Source organism: Rothia sp. HMSC061C12, assembly GCF_001815755.1.
Taxonomy (GTDB): Bacteria; Actinomycetota; Actinomycetes; order Actinomycetales; family Micrococcaceae; genus Rothia; species Rothia mucilaginosa.
The window spans coordinates 62,892-80,040 of sequence record NZ_KV821875.1 but is presented as its reverse complement, the minus strand read 5'-3'; the positions used below and the strand labels follow the sequence as shown (position 1 = coordinate 80,040).

Annotated in this window: 13 protein-coding genes and 2 tRNA genes; 11 read left to right on the top strand and 4 right to left on the bottom strand. The window is 60.0% G+C overall.

Annotation, left to right across the window (positions count from 1 at the left end):
* Positions 1-29: 29 nt before the first annotated feature.
* The 8 genes from HMPREF3055_RS07410 to HMPREF3055_RS07375 all read left to right on the top strand — a co-directional run bounded on the left by HMPREF3055_RS07410 (position 30) and on the right by HMPREF3055_RS07375 (position 7,223).
* Positions 30-914, top strand: a complete 885-nt coding sequence (locus tag HMPREF3055_RS07410) for an Fpg/Nei family DNA glycosylase (protein ID WP_049358470.1) — start codon at positions 30-32, stop codon at positions 912-914.
* A gap of 73 nt (positions 915-987) precedes the next feature.
* Positions 988-1,058: transfer RNA gene (locus HMPREF3055_RS07405), tRNA-Gly, on the top strand.
* A 304-nt stretch (positions 1,059-1,362) separates the two neighbouring features.
* Positions 1,363-1,437: transfer RNA gene (locus HMPREF3055_RS07400), tRNA-Pro, on the top strand.
* Between the two features lie 107 nt (positions 1,438-1,544).
* Positions 1,545-2,846, top strand: coding sequence for a trigger factor (gene tig / locus HMPREF3055_RS07395; protein ID WP_049345618.1), 1,302 nt, complete (start codon positions 1,545-1,547; stop codon positions 2,844-2,846).
* A 367-nt stretch (positions 2,847-3,213) separates the two neighbouring features.
* Entirely contained in the window at positions 3,214-3,867 is a 654-nt protein-coding gene (locus HMPREF3055_RS07390; RefSeq protein ID WP_005505718.1) for an ATP-dependent Clp protease proteolytic subunit, read from the top strand.
* A 5-nt stretch (positions 3,868-3,872) separates the two neighbouring features.
* On the top strand, positions 3,873-4,562 hold the full coding sequence (locus tag HMPREF3055_RS07385) for an ATP-dependent Clp protease proteolytic subunit (RefSeq protein ID WP_012903382.1): 690 nt from the start codon (positions 3,873-3,875) through the stop codon (positions 4,560-4,562).
* 508 nt (positions 4,563-5,070) lie between these two features.
* Positions 5,071-6,393, top strand: a complete 1,323-nt coding sequence (gene clpX, locus HMPREF3055_RS07380) for an ATP-dependent Clp protease ATP-binding subunit ClpX (protein ID WP_210399389.1) — start codon at positions 5,071-5,073, stop codon at positions 6,391-6,393.
* A gap of 188 nt (positions 6,394-6,581) precedes the next feature.
* Positions 6,582-7,223, top strand: a complete 642-nt coding sequence (locus HMPREF3055_RS07375) for a DsbA family oxidoreductase (protein WP_070738749.1) — start codon at positions 6,582-6,584, stop codon at positions 7,221-7,223.
* Positions 7,224-7,396: 173 nt separating this feature from the next.
* Here the strand turns inward: HMPREF3055_RS07375 and HMPREF3055_RS07370 are convergent, their stop codons facing one another.
* From HMPREF3055_RS07370 to HMPREF3055_RS07355, 4 genes are all read right to left on the bottom strand, one after another.
* A complete protein-coding gene (locus tag HMPREF3055_RS07370; RefSeq protein ID WP_049352416.1) occupies positions 7,397-8,944 on the bottom strand; it encodes an LssY C-terminal domain-containing protein in 1,548 nt (515 codons plus the stop codon).
* A 181-nt stretch (positions 8,945-9,125) separates the two neighbouring features.
* Positions 9,126-9,332 (bottom strand): hypothetical protein, encoded by a 207-nt coding sequence (locus HMPREF3055_RS09345; protein WP_049342080.1) that lies wholly within the window; start codon positions 9,330-9,332, stop codon positions 9,126-9,128.
* Between the two features lie 753 nt (positions 9,333-10,085).
* A complete protein-coding gene (valS, locus tag HMPREF3055_RS07360) occupies positions 10,086-12,818 on the bottom strand; it encodes a valine--tRNA ligase (RefSeq protein ID WP_070738748.1) in 2,733 nt (910 codons plus the stop codon).
* A 19-nt stretch (positions 12,819-12,837) separates the two neighbouring features.
* Positions 12,838-13,152, bottom strand: coding sequence for a hypothetical protein (locus tag HMPREF3055_RS07355; RefSeq protein WP_070690642.1), 315 nt, complete (start codon positions 13,150-13,152; stop codon positions 12,838-12,840).
* Between the two features lie 204 nt (positions 13,153-13,356).
* Between HMPREF3055_RS07355 and HMPREF3055_RS07350 the strand changes: the two genes are divergently transcribed.
* From HMPREF3055_RS07350 to HMPREF3055_RS07335, 3 genes are all read left to right on the top strand, one after another.
* Positions 13,357-13,671 carry a hypothetical protein gene (locus HMPREF3055_RS07350; RefSeq protein WP_044150362.1) on the top strand — a complete coding sequence of 105 codons (315 nt, stop codon included), beginning with the start codon at positions 13,357-13,359 and terminating at the stop codon, positions 13,669-13,671.
* A gap of 140 nt (positions 13,672-13,811) precedes the next feature.
* Entirely contained in the window at positions 13,812-14,612 is an 801-nt protein-coding gene (locus HMPREF3055_RS07345) for an SDR family oxidoreductase (protein ID WP_049363086.1), read from the top strand.
* Between the two features lie 545 nt (positions 14,613-15,157).
* Positions 15,158-16,981 (top strand): LPXTG cell wall anchor domain-containing protein, encoded by a 1,824-nt coding sequence (locus HMPREF3055_RS07335; RefSeq protein ID WP_070690646.1) that lies wholly within the window; start codon positions 15,158-15,160, stop codon positions 16,979-16,981.
* The last annotated feature ends 168 nt before the right edge of the window (positions 16,982-17,149 follow it).

The following is a 17,149-nucleotide window of genomic DNA, read 5'->3' as shown; positions in this document are numbered from 1 at the left end:
TCTAGCCGACAAGTTTTCGAGGAGAACCCGTGCCCGAAGGCCACTCCATCCACCGTATCGCCCGCCAAATCAGCGACGTCTTCACCGGCGAGCGCGTGCAGGTTTCCTCCCCGCAGGGCCGCTACACTGAGGGTGCCGCCCTGCTGGACGGTCACACCATCACCGGGGCATACGCGCACGGTAAGCACCTGTTCGTGACCTTCGAAAACGACCTGACCCTGAACGTGCACCTGGGTATTTACGGTAACTGGAGCTTCGGCGGGGACGAGACGTTCACGGGTGCTTCGAGCATTGGCGCGCCCCGCAAGATTGGTGAGAAGGAATATGCGGCGGGGGAGGAGCAGCCCTACGCCGGTCCTCCCGAACCGAAGAGTACGGTGCGTTGCCGTATTGTTTCGGAGCACGGCTGGGCGGATCTGGTGGGCCCGACTATCTGCCGCACCCTCACCCCGGAGGAGGTGCGCACCGTCCGCTCCAAGCTCGGCCCCGACCCGCTCAACCCGGACGCCGACCCCGAACAGTTCTACCGCGCGGCACGCAAGAGCTCCCGCCCGATTGGTGTGATTTTGATGGACCAGGCGGCAATCTCCGGCGTGGGCAATATCTTCCGCGCCGAGTCGCTGTACCGCCAGGAAATTGATCCGCTACGCCCCGGCAAGAGCCTCAGTGACGAGGAACTGGAGCGACTCTGGGAAGACAATAAGCACCTGCTGGTCATCGGCGTGCGCGTGGGGCGCATCATCACCACCGAACCCGAAGACCGCCCCGGCATACCCGAAACCGAAGCGTGGCCCGACCACGCCAACTACGTGTACATGCACCACGGCGAGCCCTGCCGCCGCTGCGGAACCACCATCCGCATGGAAGAAATTGCCGGCCGTAAACTCTACTGGTGCCCCGGCTGCCAGGTCTGAAAACAGGTCTAAAAACTACTCAAATATTTGACAGCCCAGATGGAACCTCGCTACTATAGTCAAGTTCCATTCCGGGGATGTAGCTTAATGGTAAAGCCTCAGTCTTCCAAACTGATTACGCGGGTTCGATTCCCGTCATCCCCTCGAGATTTAGGGTCTCGACGCTTTCGCGTCGAGGCCCTTTCTTTTTCCCTCGAGGGGATGACGGGAATCCCTTCCGCATGCGGATTTGTTTCCTCGCGCGCTCGGAATCCGCATGCTCCAGCTCGTCATCCCCTCCACCTCGCATCCACACAAAACACCCTACAAAACCAAGGGAGATAGGGGAGTACGCGCTCAGTGGAAATAAACCGCGCACGAGCCGCTGTGTTGGGCATTTAGCGGGAAAACAGGTAAACTAGGGCACTGACTGTGTTAAACACGCAAGTGCGCAACACGGTCGGTTTCACGGGGCGTGGCGTAGCTTGGCTAACGCGCCTGCTTTGGGAGCAGGAGATCGCAGGTTCGAATCCTGTCGCCCCGACGTGAAACGGTTGCCGCGACGCTACAGGGTCGTGGCGCTCTTTCCACTAAGCAACCGCGGCACACACGATTCGTGCCGCACCGAAACTATATGAGGAGATCACGGACGTGAAGACCGCCGTCGAGAAGCTCAACCCGACCCTCGCAAAGATTGAGGTCGAGGTTCCCTTCGCAGAATTCAAGCCCTACCTGGACCGCACCTACAAGAACCTCTCGGGTCAGATCAGCGTTCCCGGCTTCCGCAAGGGTAAGCTGCCCAAGCAGCTCATCGAGCAGCGTGCGGGCTTCGACTACATCGTCGAGGCATCCCTGAACGACGCTCTGAACGACTACTACGCACAGGCACTGGGCGAGAACGAACTCTCCCCCCTGGCACAGCCCGAGCTGGACGTTCAGTCCCAGCCCTCCACTGAGAACCGTGAGGCAGACCTCAAGCTGACCATCACCGTCACCGTCCGCCCCGAAATCGAGCTGCCCAACTACGAGGGCCTCGAGGTTGAGGTTGACGAGGTAGAGGTCACCGCTGAGGACGAGGTTCAGGCACTGGACGCTCTGCGTGAGCGCTTCGGCACCCTGAAGACCGTTGAGCGCCCCGCAGCTGACAAGGACTTCGTGACCATCGACATCGCCGCAGAAATCGACGGCGAGCAGGTAGACGCAGCAAACGACCTGTCCTACCAGATTGGTTCCGGCACCATGCTCGACGGCATCGACGAGGCTCTGACCGGCCTGTCCGCTGGCGAGGACGCAACCTTCGAGACCAAGCTCTCCGGCGGCGAGCACGCAGGCGAGCAGGCTGTCATCAAGGTCAAGCTCTCCGCAGTCAAGGAGCGCGAGCTGCCCGCAGCTGACGACGAGTTCGCACAGCTGGCTTCCGAGTTCGACACCATCGAAGAACTGAAGGAAGACATCAAGAAGCAGGTTGCAGAGGCTAAGGTTGCCGAGCAGGGCACCCAGGCACGCGACAAGGTCCTCGCAAAGCTCGTTGAGCTCGTTGAGATCCCCGTCCCCGAGAAGGTTATCGAGGACCAGCTCGAGCAGCACTTCAACAACCCCAACGCTGAAGCAGGCCACGACACCGAGGAGCACCGCGCCGAGGTTCGCGAGAACACCGAGACCGCATTCAAGAACGAGATGGTTCTCGACGCTGTTGCGGACAAGGAAGAAGTGACCGTTGACCAGGCTGAGATGATCAACTACATCATCACCATGAGCTCCCAGTACGGCATGGACCCCAACCAGTTCGCACAGATGCTGGACGGCTCCGGCCAGGCAGGCGCACTGGTCGGCGAGGTTCGCCGCTCCAAGGCTCTGGCAGCAGTGCTGAAGACCGCAGTGGTCAAGGACACCAAGGGCAACGTTGTTGACCTGTCCAAGTACCTGGGCGAGGGCGAAGAGGCAGCTGCCTAAATCCCGCCACGGTCTGCAAAAAGCCACCCCGCTAGAGGGCGTGCGCTGATTGCTTGAAACGTGTAGCCTCAGCGGGCATCCACCGAATTACCGGTTGGGTGCCCGCTGAGGCTCTTTTTCACCCCAAGTTACTTCGCCCGCAATTCCTCCCCGCAACACCCCGAATGCGCATGCAGGCTCGTCAGTACCGCATATGCTGGGCGCTGTGCTTCACGCTGTGCTTCACCCCCTGGCGAACGAACAACCCGAAGGGAAGCGGGGGAGAGCAACTATCGGTAAGGTAGTAGCAACGAAACTTTTCGCGTGCGCTCCGGCGCGTAAATCGCGCAAAGATGCAGCGAAGACCCATTAGAGAAGAAGAGGAAGAATGTCCAGCTACATGCCTCTGCCCATCGGCGCCTCCCAGGCAGCCGGCGTGGCGCCCGCGCCGTCTATGGCAACCCCCATCGTTGGTGCCCAGGAAGATTACGTCTACAACAGCCTCCTGAAGGAGCGCATTATCTGGCTCGGCTCCGAGGTGCGCGACTCCAACGCCAACCTCATCTGCTCCCAGATGCTGTTGCTCTCGGCTGAAGACCCCGAGGCAGACATCTACCTGTACATCAACTCTCCCGGCGGCTCCGTCACCGCCGGCATGGCTATCTACGACACCATGCAGCTCATCCCGAACGACGTGGTGACCGTGGTGACCGGTATGGCAGCATCCATGGGTCAGTTCCTGCTCACCGCAGGCACCATCGGCAAGCGCTACGCAACCCCGAACGCCCGCATCCTCATGCACCAGCCCCTCGGTGGTATTGGCGGTACCGCATCTGATATCCGCACCCAGGCTGAGCTGATTCTGGACATGAAGAAGCGCCTGGCAGAGATTACCGCTGAGCGCACCGGCAAGAGCCTGGAAACCATCCTGAAGGATAACGACCGCGACAACTGGTTCAACGCGGAAGAGGGCCTGGAGTACGGCTTCTTCGACCACATTGCGACCACCGCCGGTAAGCTGCCCGAATCGAAGAACGCATAAGGGAGATGCACATGAACTACCTGCCGAACGATATCACCACCTCGGCGCCGGCTATGCCGAGCAACCGCTACGTGCTCCCCAGCTTCGAGGAGCGCACCCCCTACGGTTACAAGCGTCAGGACCCGTACGCAAAGCTGTTCGAGGACCGCATCATCTTCCTGGGCACCCAGGTGGACGACGCATCCGCTGACGACATCATGGCTCAGCTGCTGGTGCTGGAGGCACAGGACCCCGAGCGTGACATCACCCTGTACATCAACTCGCCCGGCGGCTCCTTCACCGCAATGACCGCTATCTACGACACCATGCAGTTCATCCGCCCCGAGATCCAGACCGTGTGCCTGGGCCAGGCGGCATCCGCTGCAGCGGTTCTGCTGGCTGCCGGTACCCCCGGCAAGCGTCTGGCACTGCCGAACGCTCGCGTGCTGATTCACCAGCCCGCGCTGAGCGGCCAGCAGGGCGGTCAGGCATCTGACATCGAGATTCACGCGAACGAGGTTATGCGTATGCGTGAGTGGACTGCACAGACCCTGGCACTGCACTCGGGCAAGACCTACGAGGAAGTTGACCGTTCCATTGAGCGCGACAACATTCTGACTGCGGCTGCTGCCCTGGAGTACGGCCTGGTCGATAAGGTGCTGGAGTCTCGTAAGCTGCGTAAGCCTGCGACCAACACCGCTATTTCCCACACCTAAACTTTAGTTTTGAGGAATATTCCCGAGCGTTTTTCGGGGGAGGGGCGGCATCGCTCCGTGTGCGAGCCTTCGGGCTGGTGCGCGGTGCGGTGCCGCCCTTTTTGCACCCGCCGGGTGGGGGCGGCGAACCAAGCTGATATGTGGCGTTGACCTGCTCTTTCTTGCCGGGCTTTAGCGTCACATACCTATCGTCATATGCCGGAGTATCAGCCTCGCCGCCGTCATAAAAGACGCGCTTTGTCATATGCCCGGTAAGTCCGTTCATTTGCGGTGCGTAATTCTGAGTTCCGGGGTGAACTCCGGTAGCCTTAGAGAAGGAGAAAATTCGAGTATTTCATACCGGTTTCTCACTCAAACTAAGGCGCCCACCACCCACCGGTGCCCCTCCTAAGAAATCACCGCAGACATCAGGTCACTGACCCTTCTGCACCGATTTCACCACGCCGATCGAAAGGGAATCTTCGTGGCCACAGACATCATTGTGCCTCCCGAACAGCCCAACGCCAGCATGCGATGCTCCTTCTGCAAGAAGACTCGCGCGCAGGTTTTCAAGATTGTGCTCGGCCCGAATGTTTCCATCTGCGACGAATGCGTGGAGCTGTGCGAGGAGATCCTCGCTGAAGAGCGTCTGAAGGTGAAATCCTCCGCGGCGGCGCCTGCATCTCAGCTGGCTACTCCGCGCGAAATTTACAGCTACCTCAACGACTACATCATCGGTCAGGACGCGGCGAAGCGGACCCTGGCGGTGGCGGTGTACAACCACTACAAGCGCATCCACGATATTGATAACCCGGTGCTGACCTCCCGCATTCTTTCGGCGACCGCGGGGGAGCAGGTGGAGCTGGGCAAGTCGAATATTCTGATGCTCGGACCGACCGGCTGCGGTAAAACCTACCTGGCGGCAACCCTGGCGAAGAAGCTGGATGTGCCCTTCGCCCTGGTCGACGCAACCACCCTCACCGAGGCGGGCTACGTGGGTGATGACGTGGAGAACATTCTGCTGCGCCTCATCAACGCCGCTGACGGTGATATTGCTAAGGCTCAGCGCGGCATCATCTACATTGACGAGATCGACAAGATTGCCCGCAAGGGCGGCGAGAACCTCTCCATCACCCGTGACGTGTCCGGTGAGGGCGTGCAGCAGGCGCTGCTGAAGATTATTGAGGGCACCGTGGCGACCGTACCGCCGGAGGGCGGACGCAAGCACCCGGCACACGCGAATATTGAGATTGATACCTCGAACATTCTCTTCATCGTGGCTGGCGCCTTCGACAATATTGACGACCGCATCGCAGCCCGAGTGGGTGCCGGCGGCATCGGTTTCGGCGCTGAACTGGGCGGTTCCGTGAAGAACCCACTGGACCAGATCATGCCCGAGGACCTGGCGCACTACGGCATTATCCCCGAGCTGATTGGCCGCCTGCCGGTCATCTCGACTCTGAGTGAGCTCAACGAAGAAGAGCTGGCTCGCGTGCTGACGGAACCGAAGAACGCGCTGCTCAAGCAGTACCGTCACCTCTTCGCCCTGGACGGCGTGGACCTGGTCCTCGACGACGCTGCGGTCGCGGCTATTGCCCGCCTCGCCGCCGAACGCGGCACCGGTGCCCGCGGCCTGCGCGCCATGATGGAGCAGATTCTGCAGCCGATTATGTTCGACATCCCGGACCGCACCGATGTGGTGTCCATCGTCATCGGTGAGGACACCGTGCTCAACGGCACGGAACCCCGCTACGTGCTGCAGGCGCCCGACCCCGAAACCGAGACCACCCGCACCGTAAAGGGGGAGGCGAAGGCCGCCTCCCTGAAGGAAGCGGACCGTCAGGCGGCATAACCGAATACTTCCAGCCGACAGGCTAGGGAATAAAGAAGCCGTCGCCCCTGTTATACGGGGTGACGGCTCACTAGCAGGTACTGCTCTCGCTGGCATGTCCTGAAGAACGTGTGCTGAAGAGCGTGTACCGAAGAATAAGCGCCGGCTCATAGAAGCGGCTGGCGCAACCGTATGAGAGAGGAACACTCATGGCTGAGAACGCACCCGCACAGGTTGATTTCTGGTTCGACCCGATTTGCCCCTGGTGCTGGATTACCTCCCGCTGGATTGGTGAGGTGCAGAAGGTCCGCAACATTGAGGTGACCTGGCGCCCCTTCTCCCTGTCCATGCACAACCAGGGCCGCGACCTGCCCGCCGACTACCAGGCAGCGATGAACAAGTCCTGGGCGCCGGCCCGCCTCATTACCGCTGTGCGCGAGCTGCACGGTAACGAGGTCATCAAGCCCCTCTACGACGCTCTGGGCGAGCAGATTCACCACAACAAGAACAAGGCTGATTCCTACCGCGACGCAATCGTCAAGGCGCTGGAGGAGGTTAACCTGCCCGCAGAGCTGGTGGATGTCGCCTTCACCGACCAGTACGATGAGCAGATGCGCGCCTCCCTGGATCTGGCACTGGAGACCGTGGGCGGCACCGATGTGGGTGTTCCGCTGATTTCCATTAACGGCACCGCTTTCTTCGGCCCGGTCATCTCCCCGAGCCCCGCCGGTGAAGAGGCTGGTAAGCTCTTTGACGGCGCCCTGGCGCTGGCTTCCTACCCCGGCTTCTTTGAGCTCAAGCGCCCCCGCACCGTGGGCCCGATTTTCCACGGCGAGGACGGCGAAGCCTAAACACAGCGGGAACTGAGGCTCGAAACGCCGGGGACTGAAGCCCCAAGACTCGAAAACCCCGAGCTCGGCAGAGCCCCTCGGCGATAGAGCCTCAACAGAGCATAAAAGTACCGCCCGGTCACACTGACCGGGCGGTAATTTCTGTCTAACGGTGCCGAATTGCCGGATGCGGGTCAGACTTGGCGGCTTCGGTTTTCAGAAACCGTCTTTCGTGCTTTCTGCGCCTTGCGCTGAGCCCTGCGCTCCAGAACCTTCGGGTGCGTCGCGCGCTGCACAATCTTCGTGTCGCGCATGTGGAAGGTGCGGGTCGCGGTGTACTGGACCGCCTCGTCCGAGGTGAACGCCAACATTGCGAACACCGCAACGCCCAGCTGGAAGAAAATCGTGGACAGCGGCAGGGAGTGGTGTCCCCACAGCACGCCGCCGGTAATCGCCATGAAGTTTAGCGCCGTCAGTAGCAGGGCCAGACGGCGAGCCTTGGAGGAGCCGCGCAGCGTGCTCCACAGCAGGAAGAGGTGGGCCGCAGAATAGACGGCTACGAAGCCCACCAACACCGCGCTGGTGATGGTCAGCAGCACGTCGCTATCCACCTGATCGAATAGGCTCAGCAAATCAAGATCGTCGCCGGATCCTTCCTCCAGCAGCTTGGCTCGCAGAGCCGGGCGGCTGAGCGCCAGAATGACGCTGTTGACAATATCGGCGAGGGTCACGGCGATGAGCATACCCGAACCAACCAGCAGACTCAGCGGCATGCGGTACGCCAGGTCGTGCGCGCTGGAGAGGTGAATTTCTTCCTGCTCCTGCGGCTCCAGACCCTCATTGTTCAGCACGATGACCGGGAGCGCGCCGTCCGTGCGGATCGCGTCACCGCCGCCGTTACGGGCGTGGTAGCCGGAGGAAAAATCGTGCAGAATCTCAACGTGAGTTTCCGGGTGGGCGTACTGAATGGACTCCACAATGTAGTCGCGTTCAAAGTCGGTTTCAGCATCGATGCGGTGCGTGACCTGCAGGGTGAAGAAGCTGAAACCCACACCGGAGTCGTAGGTGCCCGCCGCTAACCAATCCACCTGGTGACCACCAGGCAGAAGCCAGCCGTTCGGGGTTTTCCAGAAGCGCACGTGGTGGCGTTTCTCGGGGTTGCCGTCCACTTCCTTCTGGTAGGCGAAAGCCTGCGTCTTACCAAAAATTTTTAGCGGGGAGACCGGCGCCTCCGCGTAGGAACGGCGGGTGATGGTGGAGATAATAATCTTCCACGAGGAGACGAGGGTGACGTCGTCAGCACGGGTCCAGCCTGCATCCTGCATGACCTGGTGAATCTGCTCCTCGGTACCAATCAGGCCGATATTGACCGGGTCGCCGAGCAGGCCGTCCGGGGTGCGGGTGCGCCCAATGAAGTAATCGGGCACGTAGATGCGGGTCATGATGGCGTGAAAACGCGGTAGCGTCAGGTACGCGGTGACCGCCCAGAAGATAAAGGCGATGGGCACGCCCCAAAAAGAGTGGCCGACCGTATTCGCCAGAATCATGAAGGTCAGCACGAGGGCGGCGACGCCGGCGAAGATAAAGAAGAGAGTGTCCCAGAAATCAACCCAGAAGCTACGCGGCACGAGGTCTTGCGCCGCACCGCGCGTGTCAATATCGCCACGGTAAACCGGTGGCGAGGTGACTGGGGGAGCAACATCGCTACGTATAGGCCGCAGGACGCGTTTTTGGTGGGACATTCCCGCCCTTTCTGCAACATAGTTAGGGTCTTTGAATATCCATAACTATAGCAAGGGGCAGGTTATGTGAAGTACGCATTCCGGGCAGGGCTTAATCGCTTGGCTCGATAGCCCCGCCGCAGAAAAACGCGGTACAACGCGGAGTGCTGGCGTTGCCGCGCGAAAGAAATAAAGGGTGACCCTACTCGGGGAGGGGCTTAGCCTCCACCGCGGCGCGGGCGGCGGCAATAGTGCTTTCGTGGTGCAGCATGTCGCGGCTTTCACGCATGAGGCGCACCCACTTGCGGGTCAGTTCCTCAAGTTGCTGAGCGGTCAACGAACCGGAGGCGATGCTCGCCTCATCGGTGGCGGCGCTGGTGGAAATATGCTGAAGCCAGAGTTCATACACTTCGTTGGTGTAGCTGGCACGCAGCGCCTGGGCATGTTCACGTGCCTGGCTGATGTACTCGTTCAGGCTCGTGTGATAGTGCTGAAGCTGATCGGGGGAAATGTTGGCTTGTGCTCCTGGCGGCGTGCTCGGGGTTGAGCTCTGCCTCGCCTGAGGCTCTTGCGGTAATCCGGAAGATGAAGAGTGTGAATTCATAGTAATTATGGGTGCGCCTACTTTGGCGCGGGTCAGAGTCAGGACGCATCGCTGCGCCTGACGGGTGGTTTACTGTCGTGCGGTTGGTCGGGGTATGTCGTTACTCGTACCGGTGATTTGTCCGTTGCTGAAGTTGAATAGAGGGTTGTTCCTGATGGTAAAACCCTCGCATCAACAATCATACATAAAGTGACAGTCAATCTCATAAGGTTGATTATGCTCTTTGCACATTGATGAACAGAAAAAGGGATTGAAAATCCCACATAATCCCTACAGAACAGCAGACTAAAACCCACATTATTGGGGGAGGAGGTTGTGAAGGTGCTAGGGATGGGTACGGGCACCCGCGGGTACCGAATGTGTAAAGCCTCTAGTCAGAGTCGTAAAAGCGCCATACAAAGCACCGCCCGCAGTCGAGCATCACGCTCTCCGGGTACCTTGCCTGCAGAAACCAACGAACCGCAGACACAGAAAACGGGGCGGTACCGTCAATCGGTACCGCCCCGTCCTCAACACCAACTCGGTGTTATGTCACTAAGCAATGAACGTTAGATTCGATTACTCAGCTGCTTCTTCCACAACGAGCACAACGTCGCGAACCTCCAGCTCGCCCTCAGCTGCCACCAGGGACAGCTCACGAGCGTTACCTGCAGCCTTTAGGTCAGCCATGCCAGCGGCAATGCGATCCAGCTGAGCCTGGGGAGCCGCAATAGTTGCGGACTCAACCTCGGTGCGCTGCTTAACCTTCGCGTCGCTCTTAGCCTTACGCAGGCCGCCCAGAGCCTCAGCAACATCCGGCAGGATCTGCTTCAGCGACTCAATCTGAGCCGGGTCAGCGTCCGCCAGGACCCACTGAGCAGAAATGCCAGCAGTCGGGTTCTGTGCAGAGTACTCAGCCAGCAGGGTGCCTTCCAGAATGGGCAGTGCCTGCGGCCACTCGGCGCGGTGTACGCTACCTGCACGCCACCAGGACCAAATCTCTTCGGTCACGAACGGCAGGAAGGGTGCGAACAGGCGCAGCAGAGCATCCAGGGTGGTTGCCAGTGCGGCCAGGACAGAAGCCTGCTCCTGCTCGCCGCGAGCACCGTACGCACGGTCCTTAATCAGCTCAACGAAGTCGTCGGTGAAGGACCAGAAGAAGCTCTCGCAAATCTGCAGGGCACGAGCGTACTCGTACTTCTCGAACGCTGCGGTTGCTTCCTCAATCAGGTACGCCAGGCGAGCCAGCAGGGAACGGTCCAGAGCGTTAATCAGCACGCGGCCCTGAGCCTGAGAAGTGATGACGGACTTCTCGGTAGCGCCCAGGTTCAGCACGAACTTGGATGCGTTCAGCAGCTTGATGGCAAGGCGGCGGCCAATCTTCATCTGGCCTTCGTCGTAGGCGGTGTCAGCACCCAGGCGAGCGGAAGCAGCCCAGTAGCGCACAGCGTCCGAACCGTACTTCTCCAGAACCTCGTTCGGGACCACAACATTGCCCTTGGACTTGGACATCTTCTTGCGGTCCGGGTCGAGAATCCAGCCGGAGAGCGCGGTGTTGTACCACGGCACGGAGGAAGCCAGGGTCTCCGCACGAACAGCGGTGGAGAACAGCCAGGTACGGATAATGTCGTGACCCTGCGGGCGCAGATCCATGGGGAAGGTCTTTGCGTGCAGGTCCGGGTCCACGCCCCAGCCGGTCGCAATCTGCGGGGTCAGGGAGGAGGTAGCCCAGGTGTCCAGAACGTCCGGGTCGGCAATGAAGCCGCCCGCTACGCCGCGCTGATCCTCGGTGTAACCGGGAGCAGCCTGAGAGGCGGGGTCAACCGGCAGCATGTCCTCAGAAGGCAGAATCGGGTTCTCGTAGTCCGGCTCGCCCTCAGCGTCCAACGGGTACCAGACGGGGAAGGGAACGCCGAAGAAACGCTGGCGAGAAATCAGCCAGTCGCCGTTCAGACCCTCAACCCAGTTCTCGTAGCGGCTACGCATGAAGGAGGGGTACCAGTTCATCTCACGGCCACGCTCGATGAGCTTCTCGCGGCGCGCAGCGTCACGGCCACCGTTGCGGATGTACCACTGGCGGGAAGCAACGATTTCGAGGGGCTTGTCGCCCTTCTCGTAGAACTTCACGGGGTGGGTAATCGGCTTGGGGTCGCCGTCCATTTCGCCAGCCTCAACCAGCATTTCCACGACGGTCTTCTGTGCGGTGAAGACGGTGGCGCCAGCCATGCGCTCGTAGCGCTCGCGACCCTCAGCGGAGGTGATCCATTCGGGGGTTTCGCGGGAGAATCGGCCGTCGCGACCGATGAGGGCGCGGGTGTCCAGCTGCAGTTCACGCCACCAGGTGACGTCGGTGGTGTCACCGAAGGTACAGATCATGGCGATACCGGCACCCTTGTCGGGCTGTGCCAGCGGGTGCGCCTTAATCTCGACCTCAACGCCGAACAGCGGGGAGGTGACGGTGGTGCCGAACAGCGGCTTGTAACGCTCGTCGTCCGGGTGCGCCACGAGAGCCACACAGGAGGGCAGCAGCTCGGGGCGGGTGGTCTCAATCCAGACCTTCTCGCCGTTGGGGCGGTGGAAGCTGATGCGGTGGTACGCGCCGGGGCGTTCCTTGTCTTCCAGCTCTGCCTGTGCCACTGCGGTACGGAAGGTGACGTCCCACATGGTCGGTGCTTCTGCCATGTAGGCGTTGCCTGCTTCCAGGTCCTTCAGGAAGGCGAGCTGGGAGACCTTGCGGGAGTGCGCGTCGATGGTGCGGTAGGTGCGCGACCAGTCAACGGACAGACCCAGGGTGGTGAAGAGGTTTTCGAAGACCTTCTCGTCTTCAACCGCGAGCTCTTCACAGAGTTCAATGAAGTTGTTGCGGGAGATACGCGGCCACTTTGCCTGGCTGCGGTCGGGCTTGGGGGTGCCGTCTGCCTTCCAGGTGATCAGGTCACGGAAGGAATCGTTGTCTGCCACGGAGGGATCGCAGAGAACGCCGTAGTAGTTCTGAACGCGGCGTTCGGTGGGCAGGCCGTTGTCATCCCAGCCGAGGGGGTAGAACACGTTCTTGCCGGTCATGCGCTGGTAGCGTGCAATGACGTCGGTCTGGGTGTAGGAGAACATGTGACCCACGTGCAGGGAGCCGGATGCGGTCGGCGGCGGGGTGTCAATGGAGTAGACCTGTTCGCGAGTGGTGTTCTCGTCGAATGCGTAGGTCTTCTCGTCGGCCCAGCGCTGCGAGAGCTTCTCTTCGAGGCCTTCGAGGGCGGGGCGGTCGGGAACGTTAATCTGTACGGGCGAGTCTGAGCCCAAAATGTTTTCAGCCATAACGGCTATTTTCTCATATTCACGGCATTCTCTCAGCTCCAGGGGAATTCTGCGCTGTGCTTGCCTGTTCGTACTGCTTGATTGCGGCTTCTAGACGTGCCAGGAGGGGCTTGTATTGGCGCACAAATTGTGCCCTGCGTACTGCGGCGCGTACCCCTCTGGAGGCGGTGATTTCCTGCCAGCTGGCGGGGTCGAGGTAGCTCTGCCCGAGCAGCAGATGCACCTCAGAACTATAGGGGGTTCCGGTGGCGGCACGGATAGTGCGCGCCCGCTGCTGGAGTGCTTGGCGCTGCTCTTTAAGAGAGGTGATGCGCTGGTGCGGTATTGCTGTCATGTGGAGGTTCCCAATATGAGGAGTAATCGGCGATTCAGTGACAAACTCGGTGGAAACGGTAATGGGGGAGAGACCCCCTAATATTGCTGCCCCTGATTACCTGCAGTGTATGCGCGAAAATCTGCAGTATCAATGCCCACGAATCCTTCTCAGCAGAGCGGGCGCGGCGTAGACTGAAGATACACGACCTTTGAGGAGTTGCCAATGAGTTCTCTGAGTATTTTTGGTTTGGGCACGTCTGAAACCGTTCTGCTGATACTGCACCTGGTGCTGGTTGCGTTGTGCGTCTGGCATTTGACGGTGCGTAGCGGTTACGGTGAGGCGCGTATGCGTTTCGTACTGCCTCTGATTGCGTTCATGCCCGGTGCCGCGATTCTTTATCTGATGTCGGCGCGTGAAGGCACGGTCCCTCCGGACACCATCAAGACCGGTAGTAGCTCGCCCGTGTATTTTGAGCACCGCCTCGGGTTCCGTGACGGCGGCAGGAGTCGTTGGGGTTTGCCTCGTCGCCGCAAGTAGTAGGTGTGACAGCGTCTGTACCGTTCGTCCTGAATGGTGGCATTGTCGGCATCTATCTCGCTATCGAAAATTTCAAAATACATGCCCGCGGGTCTGCTCGAACAGAGCACCCGCGGGCATCACTCTACTAGGATTAAAGTATGACTGAGAACACCCACATTCCTGCATCTCCTTTCCTGCCCCATACCGGCGACGGCAAAGTTGCCGTGGTGACCGGCGCCTCCAGCGGTATTGGCCGAGCCACCGTGCAGCAGCTAGTAGCAAGCGGCTGGACCGTCTATGCTCTGGCTCGTCGCACCGACCGCCTCTACACTCTCTACGCGGAAACCGGCGCTCACCCGGTGACCTGCGACGTGACCGACGAGCATTCCGTCCGCTTTGTTGCCGAGCAGATCCTGGAGGAGCAAGGCACCATTGACGCCCTGGTCAATATTGCCGGTGGTGCTATTGGCGTGGATAAGGTTGCCGACGGCAAGCCTACCGATTATTTGAAGATGTACCAGATGAATGTTCTCGGTATTCTGCACATGGTGCGTGCCTTCGCGGAGGCGTTGCGCCTGAACGGTCACGGCACGATCCTGAACCTGACCTCCACTGCAGCCGAGCACGGTTACGAGGGCGGTGCCGGATACAATGCGGCGAAGTTCGGCGCTCGCGGCCTGACGGAGGCGCTCCGCCTGGAAGAAGCGGAATATAACGTTCGCGTGATTGAGATTTGCCCGGGCATGGTGCACACCGAGGAGTTCTCCCTAAATCGTCTGGGTTCCAAGGAAGCCGCCGAGCGCGTCTATGCGGGTGTTGAGAAGCCGCTGACCGCCGAGGATGTGGCGCAGACCGTGACCTTTGCGCTGAACGTTCCGCACCACGTGAACCTTGACCGCATTACGATTCGCCCGGTGGCGCAGCCCAGCCAGTTCAAGGTGATTCGCAAGGAGAGCTAAGCTTTGTGCTCTTGCGTCCGCTGATGCGGGGTTTTGTGTTTGCCTCGCCTGCATTCCTGATTCTTGGGATGCGGGCGAGGCTTTTTTTGTTGGTGCGCCCGGTAGGTCTGTGGCTTGTGTGGAGCTTTGGTCCGGGTGCCATGCGGGGTGGGAATAGGTGGGGGAGAGGTATCAAGGAGTACTTGATGGAACTATAAAGTGGTACGTGAGACTTTAAGGTTTACTATGGTGAAATAGTTGGGGTGAAATTATCCATGGAAAGTATCATATTTTCTTCAAATGCAATCAAAATGTAGGGTTGCCGGCGTTCATATGTCAGTACATGACCACAAAACACCATAATTGGTCTGTATTAACTCTCAACTTTAGGGGTGGTTTTATAACGATTTCATTACAGTTACTTAAAGCGGGCATTAAGAAGGCAGAAGACTCAGAGTTGGGTGTTAGCCTTTTAGCAGTCACACCCATGTGTGAATCTGCGCGCCCCTCAAAGACGGAGGCACACCGCGTAGGTTCACCACCGATAATTCAGAGATCGAGGAAAAATGTCGAAGACTACCCGTCGCGTTTACAAGATCGCAGCAGCGGCAGCCTTTACTGCTGGTTCCGTGGCAGCAATCCCGGCAACTTTCGCGGCAGAAGCACCCGCTGATCAGCAGCAGCAGGTTGTCGACCAGAAGGCAACTGCTCAGACTTCTTCCCTGCCCGGCGGCAACGCAACCGAGACCCCCAAGGCTGAAGCTCCTAAGACTGAAGCACCTAAGGCTGAGGCAACCGAGGCTCCCAAGGCAGAGACTCCTAAGACTGAGGCTACCGAGGCTCCCAAGGCAGAGACTCCTAAGGCAGAGACTCCCAAGGCTGAAGCAACCGAGGCTCCTAAGGCTGAAGCTCCTAAGGCTGAAGCTCCTAAGGCTGAGGCAACCGAAGCACCTAAGGCTGAGACTCCTAAGGCTGAGACTCCTAAGGCTGAAACCCCCAAGGCTGAGACTCCTAAGGCTGAGACCCCTGCTCCCGCAACCCCCGAGCCCACCACTCCCTCCACCCCGGCTCCCGAGGCGAAGCAGGCTAACCCCTTCGTCTCCATCGAGAACGCACGCTTCTCCGGTGATGCGCAGTTTAACACCGTGAGCGTTGTTGGTACCGGCTTCTACGGCGAGAAGGTCGGCCCCGGCGTTCAGGTCAGCATCTACGCGCTGGATGAGAACCAGCAGATTACCGGTGACGCCATCACCACCGTGTCCGTGTCTGCGGACCAGATTCAGGATGGCTCCTTCAAGACTTCCTTCACTGTCGAGGCAAGCAAGCTGCCCGCCGGCGCTTCCTACGCTCTGGTTGCTGTGAGCAACCCTCAGGCTGCTCAGGCTGACCAGAAGCTCGTGGCTCTCTCCTCCTTCAAGGTCACCGAGTCCACCTCTCCCGAGGCACCCAAGAACAAAGAGACCCCCGCTCCCGTGACCCCGGCACCGGAGACCCCCAAGGCTGACGAGACTCCCGCTCCCGTGACCCCGGCACCGGAGACCCCGAAGGCTGACGAGACCCCGGCACCCGAGGCTCCCAAGACTGAAGCACCCAAGGAAGAAACTCCTGCTCCGGAAGCACCTAAGACTGAGACCCCCAAGGCTGACGAGACCCCCGCTCCGGAGGCTCCCGCAGCACCCGAGAACGCAACCCTCACCACCGAGGACGCTTCCCTGAACCCGAACGATCAGTACAACGTCCTGACCTTCAACGGCTCCGGCTTCACCCACGAGTCCGTCGCTAACGGTGTGCAGATCGCTATCTTCCGCCTGGATGCAAACGGCAACATCACCGGCGACGCTCTGGCAACCCACGACGTACCCGCTTCTGAAATCGTGAACGGCACCTTCCGCGTCAAGGTCAGCGTTCTTGCTGAACTGCTGCAGCCCGGTTACGCCTACGCAATGGTGGCAACCAGCGACCCCAACGGCCCGGTACACCAGGTTGCAGTCACCACCGCCACCGTGAGCGATGCGAACAACCCCGCACCGACCCTGCCGGCAGCTACCGAGGACGAGAGCACCACCGTTCGCGATAACGGCGACGGCACCACCAGCGTCTTCACCGCTGAAATGCGCGAAGACGGTTCGGTTGTCGTAACCGAGACCCGCATGCCCTCTTCTCAGGCACCCAAGGCTAAGGTTGGTAACGCATCCGCTGCTACCTCCTCTAGCTCCAAGGGCCACACTGTAGGCGTCTCCGGCACCAAGGGCTCGGCTCAGGCTTCCTCCTCCTCGAAGCAGCAGCTGGCACACACCGGTGCTGAGGGTGTTGCAGGTATCGCAGGCGTTGGCGCCGCAGCTCTGATTGCTGGTGCCGCACTGATGCTCCTGCGCCGCCGCAGCCTCTAATAGCTCAGCCTCTATAGGCTAGGCTCTGAATATCTGATACTCGCCGCAAGGTGAGTGATTCAAGTGCCGCCAATACTCTGAAAGGGTATTGGCGGCACTTTTGCATGCCAGCAGTTTTTTGCGTGCCAGCAGTTTTTGTTGAGCTGTTCTTTGGATCTGGGGGGGGGG